Source organism: Vibrio sp. SNU_ST1, from assembly GCF_030563405.1.
In the GTDB taxonomy this organism is placed as follows: domain Bacteria; phylum Pseudomonadota; class Gammaproteobacteria; order Enterobacterales; family Vibrionaceae; genus Vibrio.
Genome location: NZ_CP130748.1, coordinates 3055444 through 3074188, shown reverse-complemented (window position 1 = coordinate 3074188; position 18745 = coordinate 3055444). Strand labels below are relative to the sequence as shown.

Here is an 18745-nt window from a genome sequence, read left to right as displayed (position 1 = left end):
CTCAAATGTTTAGTTTTTATTCGAAAAATGCGGATGTGGTGGCTTTTTAGGCGAACGAAGCTTTTATTTAAAAAAGCTCTTGTGCTCTATGTCGAACTCTCTATAATGCCGCCTCACCGACAAGGAGTGAGACGAAAGTCACGTAGCGAAATCGGTAGAGAATAAGAGTTTGAAAATAACCCTTGACTCTCTAAGTGGTGCGGGTATAGTACGCACCCCTAGCGACTGAGATGTAAATCACAAAACGCTAGAGCTCTTTAACAATTTAAACCTATCAATCTGTGTGGGCACTCGTTGATGAATATCAAAACGTTTTATCGTTAGATAAAACAGATTCTTCGGAATCAAACTTGATTTCAATGAACTGAGTGACCAATACAAAATTAAGTTTACTTAATTTTGGCACAGTCAATTCATTACCATTCTGTTCCTATTTATTTAAGAAGAGAGGGGTAATAGCTTTAAAATTACACTCTTTATTTATAAAGAATAGTTTTGAAGTCAGTATTCGTTGAGTCACAAAATCTTAAATTGAAGAGTTTGATCATGGCTCAGATTGAACGCTGGCGGCAGGCCTAACACATGCAAGTCGAGCGGAAACGACACTAACAATCCTTCGGGTGCGTTAATGGGCGTCGAGCGGCGGACGGGTGAGTAATGCCTAGGAAATTGCCTTGATGTGGGGGATAACCATTGGAAACGATGGCTAATACCGCATAATGCCTACGGGCCAAAGAGGGGGACCTTCGGGCCTCTCGCGTCAAGATATGCCTAGGTGGGATTAGCTAGTTGGTGAGGTAATGGCTCACCAAGGCGACGATCCCTAGCTGGTCTGAGAGGATGATCAGCCACACTGGAACTGAGACACGGTCCAGACTCCTACGGGAGGCAGCAGTGGGGAATATTGCACAATGGGCGAAAGCCTGATGCAGCCATGCCGCGTGTATGAAGAAGGCCTTCGGGTTGTAAAGTACTTTCAGTTGTGAGGAAGGGTGTGTAGTTAATAGCTGCGCATCTTGACGTTAGCAACAGAAGAAGCACCGGCTAACTCCGTGCCAGCAGCCGCGGTAATACGGAGGGTGCGAGCGTTAATCGGAATTACTGGGCGTAAAGCGCATGCAGGTGGTTCATTAAGTCAGATGTGAAAGCCCGGGGCTCAACCTCGGAACTGCATTTGAAACTGGTGAACTAGAGTGCTGTAGAGGGGGGTAGAATTTCAGGTGTAGCGGTGAAATGCGTAGAGATCTGAAGGAATACCAGTGGCGAAGGCGGCCCCCTGGACAGACACTGACACTCAGATGCGAAAGCGTGGGGAGCAAACAGGATTAGATACCCTGGTAGTCCACGCCGTAAACGATGTCTACTTGGAGGTTGTGGCCTTGAGCCGTGGCTTTCGGAGCTAACGCGTTAAGTAGACCGCCTGGGGAGTACGGTCGCAAGATTAAAACTCAAATGAATTGACGGGGGCCCGCACAAGCGGTGGAGCATGTGGTTTAATTCGATGCAACGCGAAGAACCTTACCTACTCTTGACATCCAGAGAAGCCAGCGGAGACGCAGGTGTGCCTTCGGGAGCTCTGAGACAGGTGCTGCATGGCTGTCGTCAGCTCGTGTTGTGAAATGTTGGGTTAAGTCCCGCAACGAGCGCAACCCTTATCCTTGTTTGCCAGCGAGTAATGTCGGGAACTCCAGGGAGACTGCCGGTGATAAACCGGAGGAAGGTGGGGACGACGTCAAGTCATCATGGCCCTTACGAGTAGGGCTACACACGTGCTACAATGGCGCATACAGAGGGCAGCAAGCTAGCGATAGTGAGCGAATCCCAAAAAGTGCGTCGTAGTCCGGATTGGAGTCTGCAACTCGACTCCATGAAGTCGGAATCGCTAGTAATCGTGAATCAGAATGTCACGGTGAATACGTTCCCGGGCCTTGTACACACCGCCCGTCACACCATGGGAGTGGGCTGCAAAAGAAGTGGGTAGTTTAACCTTTCGGGGAGGACGCTCACCACTTTGTGGTTCATGACTGGGGTGAAGTCGTAACAAGGTAGCCCTAGGGGAACCTGGGGCTGGATCACCTCCTTATACGAAGATACTTACGATGAGTGTCCACACAGATTGATTAGGTTTAGAAAAGTAAAGAGACGAAGAACTCCCAAGTTCTTCAATATCCAGTGTCCCGTTCGTCTAGAGGCCTAGGACACCGCCCTTTCACGGCGGTAACAGGGGTTCGACTCCCCTACGGGATACCATCTTTAAGCGTTCTTTGAAGCAAAAAGCCGATGAGAATATTTAAAAATGATTACTTCGTTATGAAGTGATTTGCTCTTTAACAATTTGGAAAGCTGACTGATTTGATTACTTACGAGTAATTCAAATCAAATTTAAAAGTTCTCAATGTTTATCTTTCATTAGATAAACACAACAAACACATTTAAGTGTCTTGTATTCGAATCAAACTTAGTTTGATTCACAATTGAGTCCGGCAAACAGTCATTGAGAATTAACCCTTCTTAATGACAACCAAAAACCTTGGTTAGTTGCCATACACTAAGACCCTTTCGGGTTGTATGGTTAAGTGACTAAGCGTACACGGTGGATGCCTTGGCAGTCAGAGGCGATGAAAGACGTAATAACTTGCGATAAGCCCAGATTAGGTAGTAATAACCTTTTGAGTCTGGGATTTCTGAATGGGGAAACCCACGTGCATAAGCACGTATCCTGTTGTGAATACATAGCAACAGGAGGCAAACCGGGGGAACTGAAACATCTAAGTACCCCGAGGAAGAGAAATCAACCGAGATTCCGAAAGTAGCGGCGAGCGAAATTGGATTAGCCCTTAAGCTTTTAATGATGCAGGTGAAGAGTCTGGAAAGTCTCGCAATAAAGGGTGATAGCCCCGTAACCGACACATCATAATCAGTGAAAACGAGTAGGGCGGGACACGTGATATCCTGTCTGAATATGGGGGGACCATCCTCCAAGGCTAAATACTACTGACTGACCGATAGTGAACCAGTACCGTGAGGGAAAGGCGAAAAGAACCCCTGTGAGGGGAGTGAAATAGAACCTGAAACCGTGTACGTACAAGCAGTAGGAGCACCTTCGTGGTGTGACTGCGTACCTTTTGTATAATGGGTCAGCGACTTAATTTTAGTAGCAAGGTTAACCGTTTAGGGGAGCCGTAGGGAAACCGAGTCTTAACTGGGCGTACAGTTGCTAGGATTAGACCCGAAACCAGGTGATCTAGCCATGGGCAGGTTGAAGGTTGAGTAACATCAACTGGAGGACCGAACCGACTAATGTTGAAAAATTAGCGGATGACTTGTGGCTAGGGGTGAAAGGCCAATCAAACCTGGAGATAGCTGGTTCTCCCCGAAAGCTATTTAGGTAGCGCCTCGGACGAATACTACTGGGGGTAGAGCACTGTTAAGGCTAGGGGGTCATCCCGACTTACCAACCCTTTGCAAACTCCGAATACCAGTAAGTACTATCCGGGAGACACACGGCGGGTGCTAACGTCCGTCGTGGAGAGGGAAACAACCCAGACCGCCAGCTAAGGTCCCAAAGTATAGCTAAGTGGGAAACGATGTGGGAAGGCTCAGACAGCCAGGATGTTGGCTTAGAAGCAGCCATCATTTAAAGAAAGCGTAATAGCTCACTGGTCGAGTCGGCCTGCGCGGAAGATGTAACGGGGCTAAGCTATACACCGAAGCTGCGGCTACGTACCTTAGGGTATGTGGGGTAGGGGAGCGTTCTGTAAGCCGTTGAAGGTGGTCTGTAAGGGCTGCTGGAGGTATCAGAAGTGCGAATGCTGACATGAGTAACGATAAAGGGAGTGAAAAACTCCCTCGCCGGAAGACCAAGGGTTCCTGTCCAACGTTAATCGGGGCAGGGTAAGTCGACTCCTAAGGCGAGGCCGAAAGGCGTAGTCGATGGGAAACGGGTTAATATTCCCGTACTTCTTACAATTGCGATGGGGGGACGGAGAAGGCTAGGTGGGCCTGGCGACGGTTGTCCAGGTTCAAGTATGTAGGCGGAAAGTTTAGGTAAATCCGGACTTTCTTAACGCTGAGATACGATGTCGAGCTACTACGGTAGTGAAGTCATTGATGCCATGCTTCCAGGAAAAGCCTCTAAGCTTCAGATTGTAAGGAATCGTACCCCAAACCGACACAGGTGGTCGGGTAGAGAATACCAAGGCGCTTGAGAGAACTCGGGTGAAGGAACTAGGCAAAATGGTACCGTAACTTCGGGAGAAGGTACGCTCTTATCAGTGAAGTCCCTTGCGGATGGAGCAGACGAGAGTCGCAGATACCAGGTGGCTGCAACTGTTTATTAAAAACACAGCACTGTGCAAAATCGTAAGATGACGTATACGGTGTGACGCCTGCCCGGTGCCGGAAGGTTAATTGATGGGGTTAGACTTCGGTCGAAGCTCTTGATCGAAGCCCCGGTAAACGGCGGCCGTAACTATAACGGTCCTAAGGTAGCGAAATTCCTTGTCGGGTAAGTTCCGACCTGCACGAATGGCGTAATGATGGCCACGCTGTCTCCACCCGAGACTCAGTGAAATTGAAATCGCTGTGAAGATGCAGTGTACCCGCGGCTAGACGGAAAGACCCCGTGAACCTTTACTACAGCTTGGCACTGAACATTGAACCTACATGTGTAGGATAGGTGGGAGACTATGAAACCGCGTCGCTAGATGTGGTGGAGTCGTCCTTGAAATACCACCCTTGTAGTTTTGATGTTCTAACGTTGGTCCCTGAATCGGGATTACGGACAGTGCCTGGTGGGTAGTTTGACTGGGGCGGTCTCCTCCCAAAGAGTAACGGAGGAGCACGAAGGTGGGCTAAACACGGTTGGACATCGTGTGGTTAGTGCAATGGCATAAGCCCGCTTGACTGCGAGAATGACAATTCGAGCAGGTGCGAAAGCAGGTCATAGTGATCCGGTGGTTCTGAATGGAAGGGCCATCGCTCAACGGATAAAAGGTACTCCGGGGATAACAGGCTGATACCGCCCAAGAGTTCATATCGACGGCGGTGTTTGGCACCTCGATGTCGGCTCATCACATCCTGGGGCTGAAGTCGGTCCCAAGGGTATGGCTGTTCGCCATTTAAAGTGGTACGCGAGCTGGGTTTAGAACGTCGTGAGACAGTTCGGTCCCTATCTGCCGTGGGCGTTGGAAAATTGAAAGGGGCTGCTCCTAGTACGAGAGGACCGGAGTGGACGAACCTCTGGTGTTCGGGTTGTCATGCCAATGGCATTGCCCGGTAGCTAAGTTCGGAATCGATAACCGCTGAAAGCATCTAAGCGGGAAGCGAGCCTTGAGATGAGTTTTCCCTGGCACTATAAGTGTCCTAAAGGGTTGTCGTAGACTACGACGTTGATAGGCAGGGTGTGTAAGTGCTGCGAGGCATTGAGCTAACCTGTACTAATTGCCCGTGAGGCTTAACCATACAACACCCAAGGGGTTTTGTGGACTCAAAGACAGACCTTGAATGAGTTTGAAGAGACTTTTAAATTAGCTTTCCGAATTTTAAAATTTGCTTGGCGACCATAGCATTGTGGACCCACCTGACTCCATGCCGAACTCAGAAGTGAAACACAATAGCGCCGATGGTAGTGTGGGGTTTCCCCATGTGAGAGTAGGACATCGCCAGGCTTTAATTTCGACTTTGTCTACAAAGTAGACAAGTCACCATAGAATTCTAAGTTTCTTAGAGTTTTATGTTGACTTTCAAAGTGGAAAGCGTATTATACGCGTCCTGCTTGAGTGCTAAGGCACTGAAAGCGTTCTCTTTTTAGAGAACAAGCTCTTTAACAATTTAAACCTATCAATCTGTGTGGGCACTCGTTGATGAATATCAAAACGTTTTATCGTTAGATAAAACAGATTCTTCGGAATCAAACTTGATTTCAATGAACTGAGTGACCAATGCAAAATTAAGTTTACTTAATTTTGGCACAGTCAATTCATTACCATTCTGTTCCTATTTATTTAAGAAGAGAGGGGTAATAGCTTTAAAATTACACTCTTTATTTATAAAGAATAGTTTTGAAGTCAGTATTCGTTGAGTCACAAAATCTTAAATTGAAGAGTTTGATCATGGCTCAGATTGAACGCTGGCGGCAGGCCTAACACATGCAAGTCGAGCGGAAACGACACTAACAATCCTTCGGGTGCGTTAATGGGCGTCGAGCGGCGGACGGGTGAGTAATGCCTAGGAAATTGCCTTGATGTGGGGGATAACCATTGGAAACGATGGCTAATACCGCATAATGCCTACGGGCCAAAGAGGGGGACCTTCGGGCCTCTCGCGTCAAGATATGCCTAGGTGGGATTAGCTAGTTGGTGAGGTAATGGCTCACCAAGGCGACGATCCCTAGCTGGTCTGAGAGGATGATCAGCCACACTGGAACTGAGACACGGTCCAGACTCCTACGGGAGGCAGCAGTGGGGAATATTGCACAATGGGCGAAAGCCTGATGCAGCCATGCCGCGTGTATGAAGAAGGCCTTCGGGTTGTAAAGTACTTTCAGTTGTGAGGAAGGGTGTGTAGTTAATAGCTGCGCATCTTGACGTTAGCAACAGAAGAAGCACCGGCTAACTCCGTGCCAGCAGCCGCGGTAATACGGAGGGTGCGAGCGTTAATCGGAATTACTGGGCGTAAAGCGCATGCAGGTGGTTCATTAAGTCAGATGTGAAAGCCCGGGGCTCAACCTCGGAACTGCATTTGAAACTGGTGAACTAGAGTGCTGTAGAGGGGGGTAGAATTTCAGGTGTAGCGGTGAAATGCGTAGAGATCTGAAGGAATACCAGTGGCGAAGGCGGCCCCCTGGACAGACACTGACACTCAGATGCGAAAGCGTGGGGAGCAAACAGGATTAGATACCCTGGTAGTCCACGCCGTAAACGATGTCTACTTGGAGGTTGTGGCCTTGAGCCGTGGCTTTCGGAGCTAACGCGTTAAGTAGACCGCCTGGGGAGTACGGTCGCAAGATTAAAACTCAAATGAATTGACGGGGGCCCGCACAAGCGGTGGAGCATGTGGTTTAATTCGATGCAACGCGAAGAACCTTACCTACTCTTGACATCCAGAGAAGCCAGCGGAGACGCAGGTGTGCCTTCGGGAGCTCTGAGACAGGTGCTGCATGGCTGTCGTCAGCTCGTGTTGTGAAATGTTGGGTTAAGTCCCGCAACGAGCGCAACCCTTATCCTTGTTTGCCAGCGAGTAATGTCGGGAACTCCAGGGAGACTGCCGGTGATAAACCGGAGGAAGGTGGGGACGACGTCAAGTCATCATGGCCCTTACGAGTAGGGCTACACACGTGCTACAATGGCGCATACAGAGGGCAGCAAGCTAGCGATAGTGAGCGAATCCCAAAAAGTGCGTCGTAGTCCGGATTGGAGTCTGCAACTCGACTCCATGAAGTCGGAATCGCTAGTAATCGTGAATCAGAATGTCACGGTGAATACGTTCCCGGGCCTTGTACACACCGCCCGTCACACCATGGGAGTGGGCTGCAAAAGAAGTGGGTAGTTTAACCTTTCGGGGAGGACGCTCACCACTTTGTGGTTCATGACTGGGGTGAAGTCGTAACAAGGTAGCCCTAGGGGAACCTGGGGCTGGATCACCTCCTTATACGAAGATAGTCACGATGAGTGTCCACACAGATTGATGGTTTAGATTTAGTTAAAGCCAGAGCTTTAATTAATAACGTAAGTTATTGATTAAAGCTTTTTGCTTTATGCTCTTTAACAATTTGGAAAGCTGACTGATTTGATTACTTACGAGTAATTCAATCAAATTTAAAAGTTCTCAATGTTTATCTTTCATTAGATAAACACAACAAACACATTCAAGTGTCTTGTATTCGAATCAAACTTAGTTTGATTCACAATTGAGTCCGGCAAACAGTCATCAAGAATTAACCCTTCTTGATGACAACCAAAAACCTTGGTTAGTTGCCATACACTAAGACCCTTTCGGGTTGTATGGTTAAGTGACTAAGCGTACACGGTGGATGCCTTGGCAGTCAGAGGCGATGAAAGGCGTAATAACTTGCGATAAGCCCAGATTAGGTAGTAATAACCTTTTGAGTCTGGGATTCCTGAATGGGGAAACCCACTTACATAAGTAAGTATCCTGTTGTGAATACATAGCAACAGGAGGCAAACCGGGGGAACTGAAACATCTAAGTACCCCGAGGAAGAGAAATCAACCGAGATTCCGAAAGTAGCGGCGAGCGAAATTGGATTAGCCCTTAAGCTTTTAATGATGCAGGTGAAGAGTCTGGAAAGTCTCGCAATAAAGGGTGATAGCCCCGTAACCGACACATTATAATCAGTGAAAACGAGTAGGGCGGGACACGTGATATCCTGTCTGAATATGGGGGGACCATCCTCCAAGGCTAAATACTACTGACTGACCGATAGTGAACCAGTACCGTGAGGGAAAGGCGAAAAGAACCCCTGTGAGGGGAGTGAAATAGAACCTGAAACCGTGTACGTACAAGCAGTAGGAGCACCTTCGTGGTGTGACTGCGTACCTTTTGTATAATGGGTCAGCGACTTAATTTTAGTAGCAAGGTTAACCGTTTAGGGGAGCCGTAGGGAAACCGAGTCTTAACTGGGCGTACAGTTGCTAGGATTAGACCCGAAACCAGGTGATCTAGCCATGGGCAGGTTGAAGGTTGAGTAACATCAACTGGAGGACCGAACCGACTAATGTTGAAAAATTAGCGGATGACTTGTGGCTAGGGGTGAAAGGCCAATCAAACCTGGAGATAGCTGGTTCTCCCCGAAAGCTATTTAGGTAGCGCCTCGGACGAATACTACTGGGGGTAGAGCACTGTTAAGGCTAGGGGGTCATCCCGACTTACCAACCCTTTGCAAACTCCGAATACCAGTAAGTACTATCCGGGAGACACACGGCGGGTGCTAACGTCCGTCGTGGAGAGGGAAACAACCCAGACCGCCAGCTAAGGTCCCAAAGTATAGCTAAGTGGGAAACGATGTGGGAAGGCTCAGACAGCCAGGATGTTGGCTTAGAAGCAGCCATCATTTAAAGAAAGCGTAATAGCTCACTGGTCGAGTCGGCCTGCGCGGAAGATGTAACGGGGCTAAGCTATACACCGAAGCTGCGGCTACGTACCTTAGGGTATGTGGGGTAGGGGAGCGTTCTGTAAGCCGTTGAAGGTGTGCTGTAAGGCATGCTGGAGGTATCAGAAGTGCGAATGCTGACATGAGTAACGATAAAGGGAGTGAAAAACTCCCTCGCCGGAAGACCAAGGGTTCCTGTCCAACGTTAATCGGGGCAGGGTAAGTCGACTCCTAAGGCGAGGCCGAAAGGCGTAGTCGATGGGAAACGGGTTAATATTCCCGTACTTCTTACAATTGCGATGGGGGGACGGAGAAGGCTAGGTGGGCCTGGCGACGGTTGTCCAGGTTCAAGTATGTAGGCGGAAAGTTTAGGTAAATCCGGACTTTCTTAACGCTGAGATACGATGTCGAGCTACTACGGTAGTGAAGTCATTGATGCCATGCTTCCAGGAAAAGCCTCTAAGCTTCAGATTGTAAGGAATCGTACCCCAAACCGACACAGGTGGTCGGGTAGAGAATACCAAGGCGCTTGAGAGAACTCGGGTGAAGGAACTAGGCAAAATGGTACCGTAACTTCGGGAGAAGGTACGCTCTTATCAGTGAAGTCCCTTGCGGATGGAGCAGACGAGAGTCGCAGATACCAGGTGGCTGCAACTGTTTATTAAAAACACAGCACTGTGCAAAATCGTAAGATGACGTATACGGTGTGACGCCTGCCCGGTGCCGGAAGGTTAATTGATGGGGTTAGACTTCGGTCGAAGCTCTTGATCGAAGCCCCGGTAAACGGCGGCCGTAACTATAACGGTCCTAAGGTAGCGAAATTCCTTGTCGGGTAAGTTCCGACCTGCACGAATGGCGTAATGATGGCCACGCTGTCTCCACCCGAGACTCAGTGAAATTGAAATCGCTGTGAAGATGCAGTGTACCCGCGGCTAGACGGAAAGACCCCGTGAACCTTTACTACAGCTTGGCACTGAACATTGAACCTACATGTGTAGGATAGGTGGGAGACTATGAAACCGCGTCGCTAGATGTGGTGGAGTCGTCCTTGAAATACCACCCTTGTAGTTTTGATGTTCTAACGTTGGCCCCTGAATCGGGGTTACGGACAGTGCCTGGTGGGTAGTTTGACTGGGGCGGTCTCCTCCCAAAGAGTAACGGAGGAGCACGAAGGTGGGCTAAACACGGTTGGACATCGTGTGGTTAGTGCAATGGCATAAGCCCGCTTGACTGCGAGAATGACAATTCGAGCAGGTGCGAAAGCAGGTCATAGTGATCCGGTGGTTCTGAATGGAAGGGCCATCGCTCAACGGATAAAAGGTACTCCGGGGATAACAGGCTGATACCGCCCAAGAGTTCATATCGACGGCGGTGTTTGGCACCTCGATGTCGGCTCATCACATCCTGGGGCTGAAGTCGGTCCCAAGGGTATGGCTGTTCGCCATTTAAAGTGGTACGCGAGCTGGGTTTAGAACGTCGTGAGACAGTTCGGTCCCTATCTGCCGTGGGCGTTGGAAAATTGAAAGGGGCTGCTCCTAGTACGAGAGGACCGGAGTGGACGAACCTCTGGTGTTCGGGTTGTCATGCCAATGGCATTGCCCGGTAGCTAAGTTCGGAATCGATAACCGCTGAAAGCATCTAAGCGGGAAGCGAGCCTTGAGATGAGTTTTCCCTGGCACTATAAGTGTCCTAAAGGGTTGTCGTAGACTACGACGTTGATAGGCAGGGTGTGTAAGTGCTGCGAGGCATTGAGCTAACCTGTACTAATTGCCCGTGAGGCTTAACCATACAACACCCAAGGGGTTTTGTGGACTCAATAGAAAGACCAGACCTTGAATGAGTTTGAAGAGAAATAACTTTTATAGCTCTATTAAATAGAGAAGCAGCTTTCCGAATTTTAAAATTTGCTTGGCGACCATAGCATTGTGGACCCACCTGATTCCATGCCGAACTCAGAAGTGAAACACAATAGCGCCGATGGTAGTGTGGGGTTTCCCCATGTGAGAGTAGGACATCGCCAGGCTTTAATTTCGACTTTGTCTACAAAGTAGACAAGTCACCATAGAATTCTAAGTTTCTTAGAGTTTTATGTTGACTTTTAAAGTGGAAAGCGTATTATACGCGTCCTGCTTGAGTGCTAAGGCACTGAAAGCGTTCTCTTTTTAGAGAACAAGCTCTTTAACAATTTAAACCTATCAATCTGTGTGGGCACTCGTTGATGAATATCAAAACGTTATTACTTAGGTAGTAACAGTTACTTCGGTAACAAACTTGATTTCAATGAACTGAGTGACCAATACGTTTAACTACTTGTAGTTATTCGGCACAGTCAATTCATTACCATTCTGTTGGAATGGTAATAGCTTTAAAATTACATAGTAGTTTTGAAGTCAGTATTCATTGAGTCACAAAATCTTAAATTGAAGAGTTTGATCATGGCTCAGATTGAACGCTGGCGGCAGGCCTAACACATGCAAGTCGAGCGGAAACGACAACATTGAATCTTCGGAGGATTTGTTGGGCGTCGAGCGGCGGACGGGTGAGTAATGCCTAGGAAATTGCCTTGATGTGGGGGATAACCATTGGAAACGATGGCTAATACCGCATAATGCCTACGGGCCAAAGAGGGGGATCTTCGGACCTCTCGCGTCAAGATATGCCTAGGTGGGATTAGCTAGTTGGTGAGGTAATGGCTCACCAAGGCGACGATCCCTAGCTGGTCTGAGAGGATGATCAGCCACACTGGAACTGAGACACGGTCCAGACTCCTACGGGAGGCAGCAGTGGGGAATATTGCACAATGGGCGAAAGCCTGATGCAGCCATGCCGCGTGTATGAAGAAGGCCTTCGGGTTGTAAAGTACTTTCAGTTGTGAGGAAGGGGGTAACGTTAATAGCGTTATCTCTTGACGTTAGCAACAGAAGAAGCACCGGCTAACTCCGTGCCAGCAGCCGCGGTAATACGGAGGGTGCGAGCGTTAATCGGAATTACTGGGCGTAAAGCGCATGCAGGTGGTTCATTAAGTCAGATGTGAAAGCCCGGGGCTCAACCTCGGAACTGCATTTGAAACTGGTGAACTAGAGTGCTGTAGAGGGGGGTAGAATTTCAGGTGTAGCGGTGAAATGCGTAGAGATCTGAAGGAATACCAGTGGCGAAGGCGGCCCCCTGGACAGACACTGACACTCAGATGCGAAAGCGTGGGGAGCAAACAGGATTAGATACCCTGGTAGTCCACGCCGTAAACGATGTCTACTTGGAGGTTGTGGCCTTGAGCCGTGGCTTTCGGAGCTAACGCGTTAAGTAGACCGCCTGGGGAGTACGGTCGCAAGATTAAAACTCAAATGAATTGACGGGGGCCCGCACAAGCGGTGGAGCATGTGGTTTAATTCGATGCAACGCGAAGAACCTTACCTACTCTTGACATCCAGAGAAGCCAGCGGAGACGCAGGTGTGCCTTCGGGAGCTCTGAGACAGGTGCTGCATGGCTGTCGTCAGCTCGTGTTGTGAAATGTTGGGTTAAGTCCCGCAACGAGCGCAACCCTTATCCTTGTTTGCCAGCGAGTAATGTCGGGAACTCCAGGGAGACTGCCGGTGATAAACCGGAGGAAGGTGGGGACGACGTCAAGTCATCATGGCCCTTACGAGTAGGGCTACACACGTGCTACAATGGCGCATACAGAGGGCAGCAAGCTAGCGATAGTGAGCGAATCCCAAAAAGTGCGTCGTAGTCCGGATTGGAGTCTGCAACTCGACTCCATGAAGTCGGAATCGCTAGTAATCGTGAATCAGAATGTCACGGTGAATACGTTCCCGGGCCTTGTACACACCGCCCGTCACACCATGGGAGTGGGCTGCAAAAGAAGTGGGTAGTTTAACCTTTCGGGGAGGACGCTCACCACTTTGTGGTTCATGACTGGGGTGAAGTCGTAACAAGGTAGCCCTAGGGGAACCTGGGGCTGGATCACCTCCTTATACGAAGATACTTACGATGAGTGTCCACACAGATTGATTAGGTTTAGAAAAGTAAAGAGACGAAGAACTCCCAAGTTCTTCAATATCCAGTGTCCCGTTCGTCTAGAGGCCTAGGACACCGCCCTTTCACGGCGGTAACAGGGGTTCGACTCCCCTACGGGATACCATTGGGTCGTTAGCTCAGTTGGTAGAGCAGTTGACTTTTAATCAATTGGTCGCAGGTTCGAATCCTGCACGACCCACCATTCTTTCTCCGCGAAGGAATTAAAACTATCGTGGGCGATTAGCTCAGTTGGGAGAGCACCTGCCTTACAAGCAGGGGGTCACTGGTTCGAGCCCGGTATCGCCCACCATTCTCTAAATATTCTTGGTTATAGTCATATCCAAACCACTTCTTTTGTCGTTGGTTGGTGTGTTTGACCCTGAGAGTCTTTAGAAAATGTGAATTTTAGAACACTGGTTCTTAAAGTCTCATGCTCTTTAACAATTTGGAAAGCTGACTGATTAACTGACTTACGAGTCATGTTAATCAAATTTAAAAGTTCTCAATGTTTATCTGCTCTTAGTTAATAAGAACGGTATAAACACAACAAACACATTTAAGTGTCTTGTATTCGAATCAAACTTTAGTTTGATTCACAATTGAGTCCGGCAAAGAGTTATCAAGAATTAACCCTTCTTGATGACAACCAAAAACCTTGGTTAGTTGCCATACTAGTTTGTTTTCACTTTTCAAAAGTGAAAGTAAAACAGAGACCCTTTCGGGTTGTATGGTTAAGTGACTAAGCGTACACGGTGGATGCCTTGGCAGTCAGAGGCGATGAAAGACGTAATAACTTGCGATAAGCCCAGATTAGGTAGTAATAACCTTTTGAGTCTGGGATTTCTGAATGGGGAAACCCACGTGCATAAGCACGTATCCTGTTGTGAATACATAGCAACAGGAGGCAAACCGGGGGAACTGAAACATCTAAGTACCCCGAGGAAGAGAAATCAACCGAGATTCCGAAAGTAGCGGCGAGCGAAATTGGATTAGCCCTTAAGCTTTTAATGATGCAGGTGAAGAGTCTGGAAAGTCTCGCAATAAAGGGTGATAGCCCCGTAACCGACACATCATAATCAGTGAAAACGAGTAGGGCGGGACACGTGATATCCTGTCTGAATATGGGGGGACCATCCTCCAAGGCTAAATACTACTGACTGACCGATAGTGAACCAGTACCGTGAGGGAAAGGCGAAAAGAACCCCTGTGAGGGGAGTGAAATAGAACCTGAAACCGTGTACGTACAAGCAGTAGGAGCACCTTCGTGGTGTGACTGCGTACCTTTTGTATAATGGGTCAGCGACTTAATTTTAGTAGCAAGGTTAACCGTTTAGGGGAGCCGTAGGGAAACCGAGTCTTAACTGGGCGTACAGTTGCTAGGATTAGACCCGAAACCAGGTGATCTAGCCATGGGCAGGTTGAAGGTTGAGTAACATCAACTGGAGGACCGAACCGACTAATGTTGAAAAATTAGCGGATGACTTGTGGCTAGGGGTGAAAGGCCAATCAAACCTGGAGATAGCTGGTTCTCCCCGAAAGCTATTTAGGTAGCGCCTCGGACGAATACTACTGGGGGTAGAGCACTGTTAAGGCTAGGGGGTCATCCCGACTTACCAACCCTTTGCAAACTCCGAATACCAGTAAGTACTATCCGGGAGACACACGGCGGGTGCTAACGTCCGTCGTGGAGAGGGAAACAACCCAGACCGCCAGCTAAGGTCCCAAAGTATAGCTAAGTGGGAAACGATGTGGGAAGGCTCAGACAGCCAGGATGTTGGCTTAGAAGCAGCCATCATTTAAAGAAAGCGTAATAGCTCACTGGTCGAGTCGGCCTGCGCGGAAGATGTAACGGGGCTAAGCTATACACCGAAGCTGCGGCTACGTACCTTAGGGTATGTGGGGTAGGGGAGCGTTCTGTAAGCCGTTGAAGGTGTGCTGTAAGGCATGCTGGAGGTATCAGAAGTGCGAATGCTGACATGAGTAACGATAAAGGGAGTGAAAAACTCCCTCGCCGGAAGACCAAGGGTTCCTGTCCAACGTTAATCGGGGCAGGGTAAGTCGACTCCTAAGGCGAGGCCGAAAGGCGTAGTCGATGGGAAACGGGTTAATATTCCCGTACTTCTTACAATTGCGATGGGGGGACGGAGAAGGCTAGGTGGGCCTGGCGACGGTTGTCCAGGTTCAAGTATGTAGGCGGAAAGTTTAGGTAAATCCGGACTTTCTTAACGCTGAGATACGATGTCGAGCTACTACGGTAGTGAAGTCATTGATGCCATGCTTCCAGGAAAAGCCTCTAAGCTTCAGATTGTAAGGAATCGTACCCCAAACCGACACAGGTGGTCGGGTAGAGAATACCAAGGCGCTTGAGAGAACTCGGGTGAAGGAACTAGGCAAAATGGTACCGTAACTTCGGGAGAAGGTACGCTCTTATCAGTGAAGTCCCTTGCGGATGGAGCAGACGAGAGTCGCAGATACCAGGTGGCTGCAACTGTTTATTAAAAACACAGCACTGTGCAAAATCGTAAGATGACGTATACGGTGTGACGCCTGCCCGGTGCCGGAAGGTTAATTGATGGGGTTAGACTTCGGTCGAAGCTCTTGATCGAAGCCCCGGTAAACGGCGGCCGTAACTATAACGGTCCTAAGGTAGCGAAATTCCTTGTCGGGTAAGTTCCGACCTGCACGAATGGCGTAATGATGGCCACGCTGTCTCCACCCGAGACTCAGTGAAATTGAAATCGCTGTGAAGATGCAGTGTACCCGCGGCTAGACGGAAAGACCCCGTGAACCTTTACTACAGCTTGGCACTGAACATTGAACCTACATGTGTAGGATAGGTGGGAGACTATGAAACCGCGTCGCTAGATGTGGTGGAGTCGTCCTTGAAATACCACCCTTGTAGTTTTGATGTTCTAACGTTGGTCCCTGAATCGGGATTACGGACAGTGCCTGGTGGGTAGTTTGACTGGGGCGGTCTCCTCCCAAAGAGTAACGGAGGAGCACGAAGGTGGGCTAAACACGGTTGGACATCGTGTGGTTAGTGCAATGGCATAAGCCCGCTTGACTGCGAGAATGACAATTCGAGCAGGTGCGAAAGCAGGTCATAGTGATCCGGTGGTTCTGAATGGAAGGGCCATCGCTCAACGGATAAAAGGTACTCCGGGGATAACAGGCTGATACCGCCCAAGAGTTCATATCGACGGCGGTGTTTGGCACCTCGATGTCGGCTCATCACATCCTGGGGCTGAAGTCGGTCCCAAGGGTATGGCTGTTCGCCATTTAAAGTGGTACGCGAGCTGGGTTTAGAACGTCGTGAGACAGTTCGGTCCCTATCTGCCGTGGGCGTTGGAAAATTGAAAGGGGCTGCTCCTAGTACGAGAGGACCGGAGTGGACGAACCTCTGGTGTTCGGGTTGTCATGCCAATGGCATTGCCCGGTAGCTAAGTTCGGAATCGATAACCGCTGAAAGCATCTAAGCGGGAAGCGAGCCTTGAGATGAGTTTTCCCTGGCGCTATAAGCGTCCTAAAGGGTTGTCGTAGACTACGACGTTGATAGGCAGGGTGTGTAAGTGCTGCGAGGCATTGAGCTAACCTGTACTAATTGCCCGTGAGGCTTAACCATACAACACCCAAGGGGTTTTGTGGACTCAATAGAAAGACCAGACCTTGAATGAGTTTGAAGAGAAATAACTTTTAGATAAGCTTTCCGAATTTTAAAATTTGCTTGGCGACCATAGCATTGTGGACCCACCTGATTCCATGCCGAACTCAGAAGTGAAACACAATAGCGCCGATGGTAGTGTGGGGCTTCCCCATGTGAGAGTAGGACATCGCCAGGCTTTAAATTAAATCTTTAGGTTGACCGACCTGGAGATATGGACGCTCACTTAGTGAGTTGACCACTGCGGAGTGGTAGTTCAGTTGGTTAGAATACCGGCCTGTCACGCCGGGGGTCGCGGGTTCGAGTCCCGTCCACTCCGCCACTTATACTAAGCCCAAGTCAAAAGACTTGGGCTTTTTACGTTTGGAGTTTGACAACTAAGTCGCCTTCTTCAAAATATCTCGCTATCTCGCTATCTCGCTATCTCGCTATCTCGCTATCTCGCTATCTCGCTATCTCGCTATCTCGCTATCTCGCTATCTCGCTATCTCGCTATCTCGCTATCTCGCTATCTCGTAGATACAAAAACGCCTAGCGTTTGCTAGGCGTTGATAAATAGTGTTTCTAATCCATCGACTACAGTATTTGCTTCAGCACTCTATCTGCTTTCACACGAGTGATTTTACGAATCAACTTTTGAACTTCCATCGGGTAGCTCTCTACCTTGTCCAATTGCTTATAAGTACAAATAAGTTGAGTGTGTTGAAGGATATTATCTACTTCAGCTTGGAACTTATCTGTTAGGTGATGGTAGTTATCTTGGATAAAGATACCGTTCTCAAGATCAAGTTTCCACGCGCGAGGGTTTAAGTTATTACCTGTAAGAAGCATGTAGCGCTTGTCGACCCAAATTCCCTTTAGGTGGAAGCTATTTGAATCGTGTTGCCAAAGTCGAATCGAAAGATTACGACCAGCAATATGAGCTTCATTAGCTTTAGCAAAACGACGCAGGTTCAATTCGTATAGGTATGGCAGACCACCAATCGTTTTAAATTCTTCTTCTGGAGAGATAAAGAAATCATTTGCTGTCTTATCACCTACAACAATGCTGACCTTTACGCCACGTTTAAGCGCTTTCTTCACTTCTTTAGCTAGGCTAGGTGGGAAGTTGAAGTAAGGCGTACAAATGAAGATCTCGTCTTTAGCCTGAGCGACAAGTTGATTGATTCCCTGATTCAGACGGTTACGTCTCTTGCCGATACCTACCAATGGTGTCACAGCGACTTGTTCGGGAGAAACCTCTTGACCATCGAATTGATATTGAGATCTTGCTAACGATGCTCGGAACTGACGAATTGCAGGTTTTAGATCTTTAGTAATTGGCTTGTTTTTATCAGCCAAGTTATATACAGCGCTGTCCGCGACCATCTGCTCGTGTACGTAGGTAAACATCGAATCAGCAAGCATTGCGTTGTTTAAAACGTGGTAGCGGTCGAAGCGATAGCGGTCATGGTAATTCAGATAGATATTGTTAAGGCTTGCACCACTGTATATCACGTTGTCATCGACGATGAAGCCTTTTAAATGCAGTACGCCAAAGACCTCTTTACCGCGAACAGGAATGCCATAAACAGGTACAGAGTGCTGGTATTTCTCTTCGAACTCTTTATACATGGCTGCATTGCCTTCAGAAGACTCCGCGCCAATCAATCCACGTTGAGCTCTGTGCCAATCGACACACACACTCACATCTAATTCTGGATTATTTTGCTTTGCTTCATATAAGGCAGTTAGGATCTCACGGCCAGCCTCATCATCTTCAAGGTACAAAGCGACTAAACTAATACGAGTTGTTGCGCGAGATATCTCATCAAGTAAGCGAGCTCTAAACTCTTGCGCTGATAGTAGTACTTCAAACTTGTCAGGATTCTGCGCTATGGTTGGCAACTGTATGAATGGATTCCTACTGGCAATCATATTGACTGTTTTACCTTAAAAATATGCAAAATTGCGAACCTC

At 48.5% G+C, this 18745-nt stretch carries 2 protein-coding genes, 5 tRNA genes and 9 rRNA genes; 15 read left to right on the top strand and 1 reads right to left on the bottom strand.

What is annotated here, in order from left to right; genetic code table 11:
* Positions 1 to 528 precede the first annotated feature (528 nt).
* From Q5H80_RS13660 to Q5H80_RS13590, 15 genes are all read left to right on the top strand, one after another.
* Positions 529 to 2083: ribosomal RNA gene (locus tag Q5H80_RS13660) — 16S ribosomal RNA — on the top strand.
* Positions 2084 to 2174: 91 nt separating this feature from the next.
* Positions 2175 to 2250: transfer RNA gene (locus Q5H80_RS13655), tRNA-Glu, on the top strand.
* Positions 2251 to 2570: 320 nt separating this feature from the next.
* A 23S ribosomal RNA gene (locus tag Q5H80_RS13650) occupies positions 2571 to 5463 on the top strand.
* A 90-nt stretch (positions 5464 to 5553) separates the two neighbouring features.
* Positions 5554 to 5669 (top strand): 5S ribosomal RNA (gene rrf / locus Q5H80_RS13645).
* 426 nt (positions 5670 to 6095) lie between these two features.
* Positions 6096 to 7650, top strand: a 16S ribosomal RNA gene (locus Q5H80_RS13640).
* Positions 7651 to 8005: 355 nt separating this feature from the next.
* Positions 8006 to 10898, top strand: a 23S ribosomal RNA gene (locus Q5H80_RS13635).
* Between the two features lie 119 nt (positions 10899 to 11017).
* Positions 11018 to 11133, top strand: a 5S ribosomal RNA gene (rrf, locus tag Q5H80_RS13630).
* Positions 11134 to 11527: 394 nt separating this feature from the next.
* Positions 11528 to 13082: ribosomal RNA gene (locus tag Q5H80_RS13625) — 16S ribosomal RNA — on the top strand.
* A gap of 91 nt (positions 13083 to 13173) precedes the next feature.
* A tRNA-Glu gene (locus tag Q5H80_RS13620) sits at positions 13174 to 13249 on the top strand.
* Positions 13250 to 13251: 2 nt separating this feature from the next.
* Positions 13252 to 13327, top strand: a tRNA-Lys gene (locus Q5H80_RS13615).
* Positions 13328 to 13359: 32 nt separating this feature from the next.
* Positions 13360 to 13435, top strand: a tRNA-Val gene (locus Q5H80_RS13610).
* Positions 13436 to 13854: 419 nt separating this feature from the next.
* Positions 13855 to 16747 (top strand): 23S ribosomal RNA (locus Q5H80_RS13605).
* 101 nt (positions 16748 to 16848) lie between these two features.
* Positions 16849 to 16964 (top strand): 5S ribosomal RNA (rrf, locus tag Q5H80_RS13600).
* Together the 16S, 23S and 5S rRNA genes with 5 tRNA genes alongside form the textbook arrangement of a ribosomal RNA operon.
* Positions 16965 to 17031: 67 nt before the next feature.
* A tRNA-Asp gene (locus Q5H80_RS13595) sits at positions 17032 to 17108 on the top strand.
* Between the two features lie 48 nt (positions 17109 to 17156).
* Entirely contained in the window at positions 17157 to 17321 is a 165-nt protein-coding gene (locus tag Q5H80_RS13590) for a hypothetical protein (RefSeq protein ID WP_304565645.1), read from the top strand.
* 41 nt (positions 17322 to 17362) lie between these two features.
* On the opposite strand, the gene pssA is transcribed toward Q5H80_RS13590, so the two are convergent.
* On the bottom strand, positions 17363 to 18703 hold the full coding sequence (gene pssA, locus Q5H80_RS13585) for a CDP-diacylglycerol--serine O-phosphatidyltransferase (protein WP_304565643.1): 1341 nt from the start codon (positions 18701 to 18703) through the stop codon (positions 17363 to 17365).
* Positions 18704 to 18745: the final 42 nt, after the last annotated feature.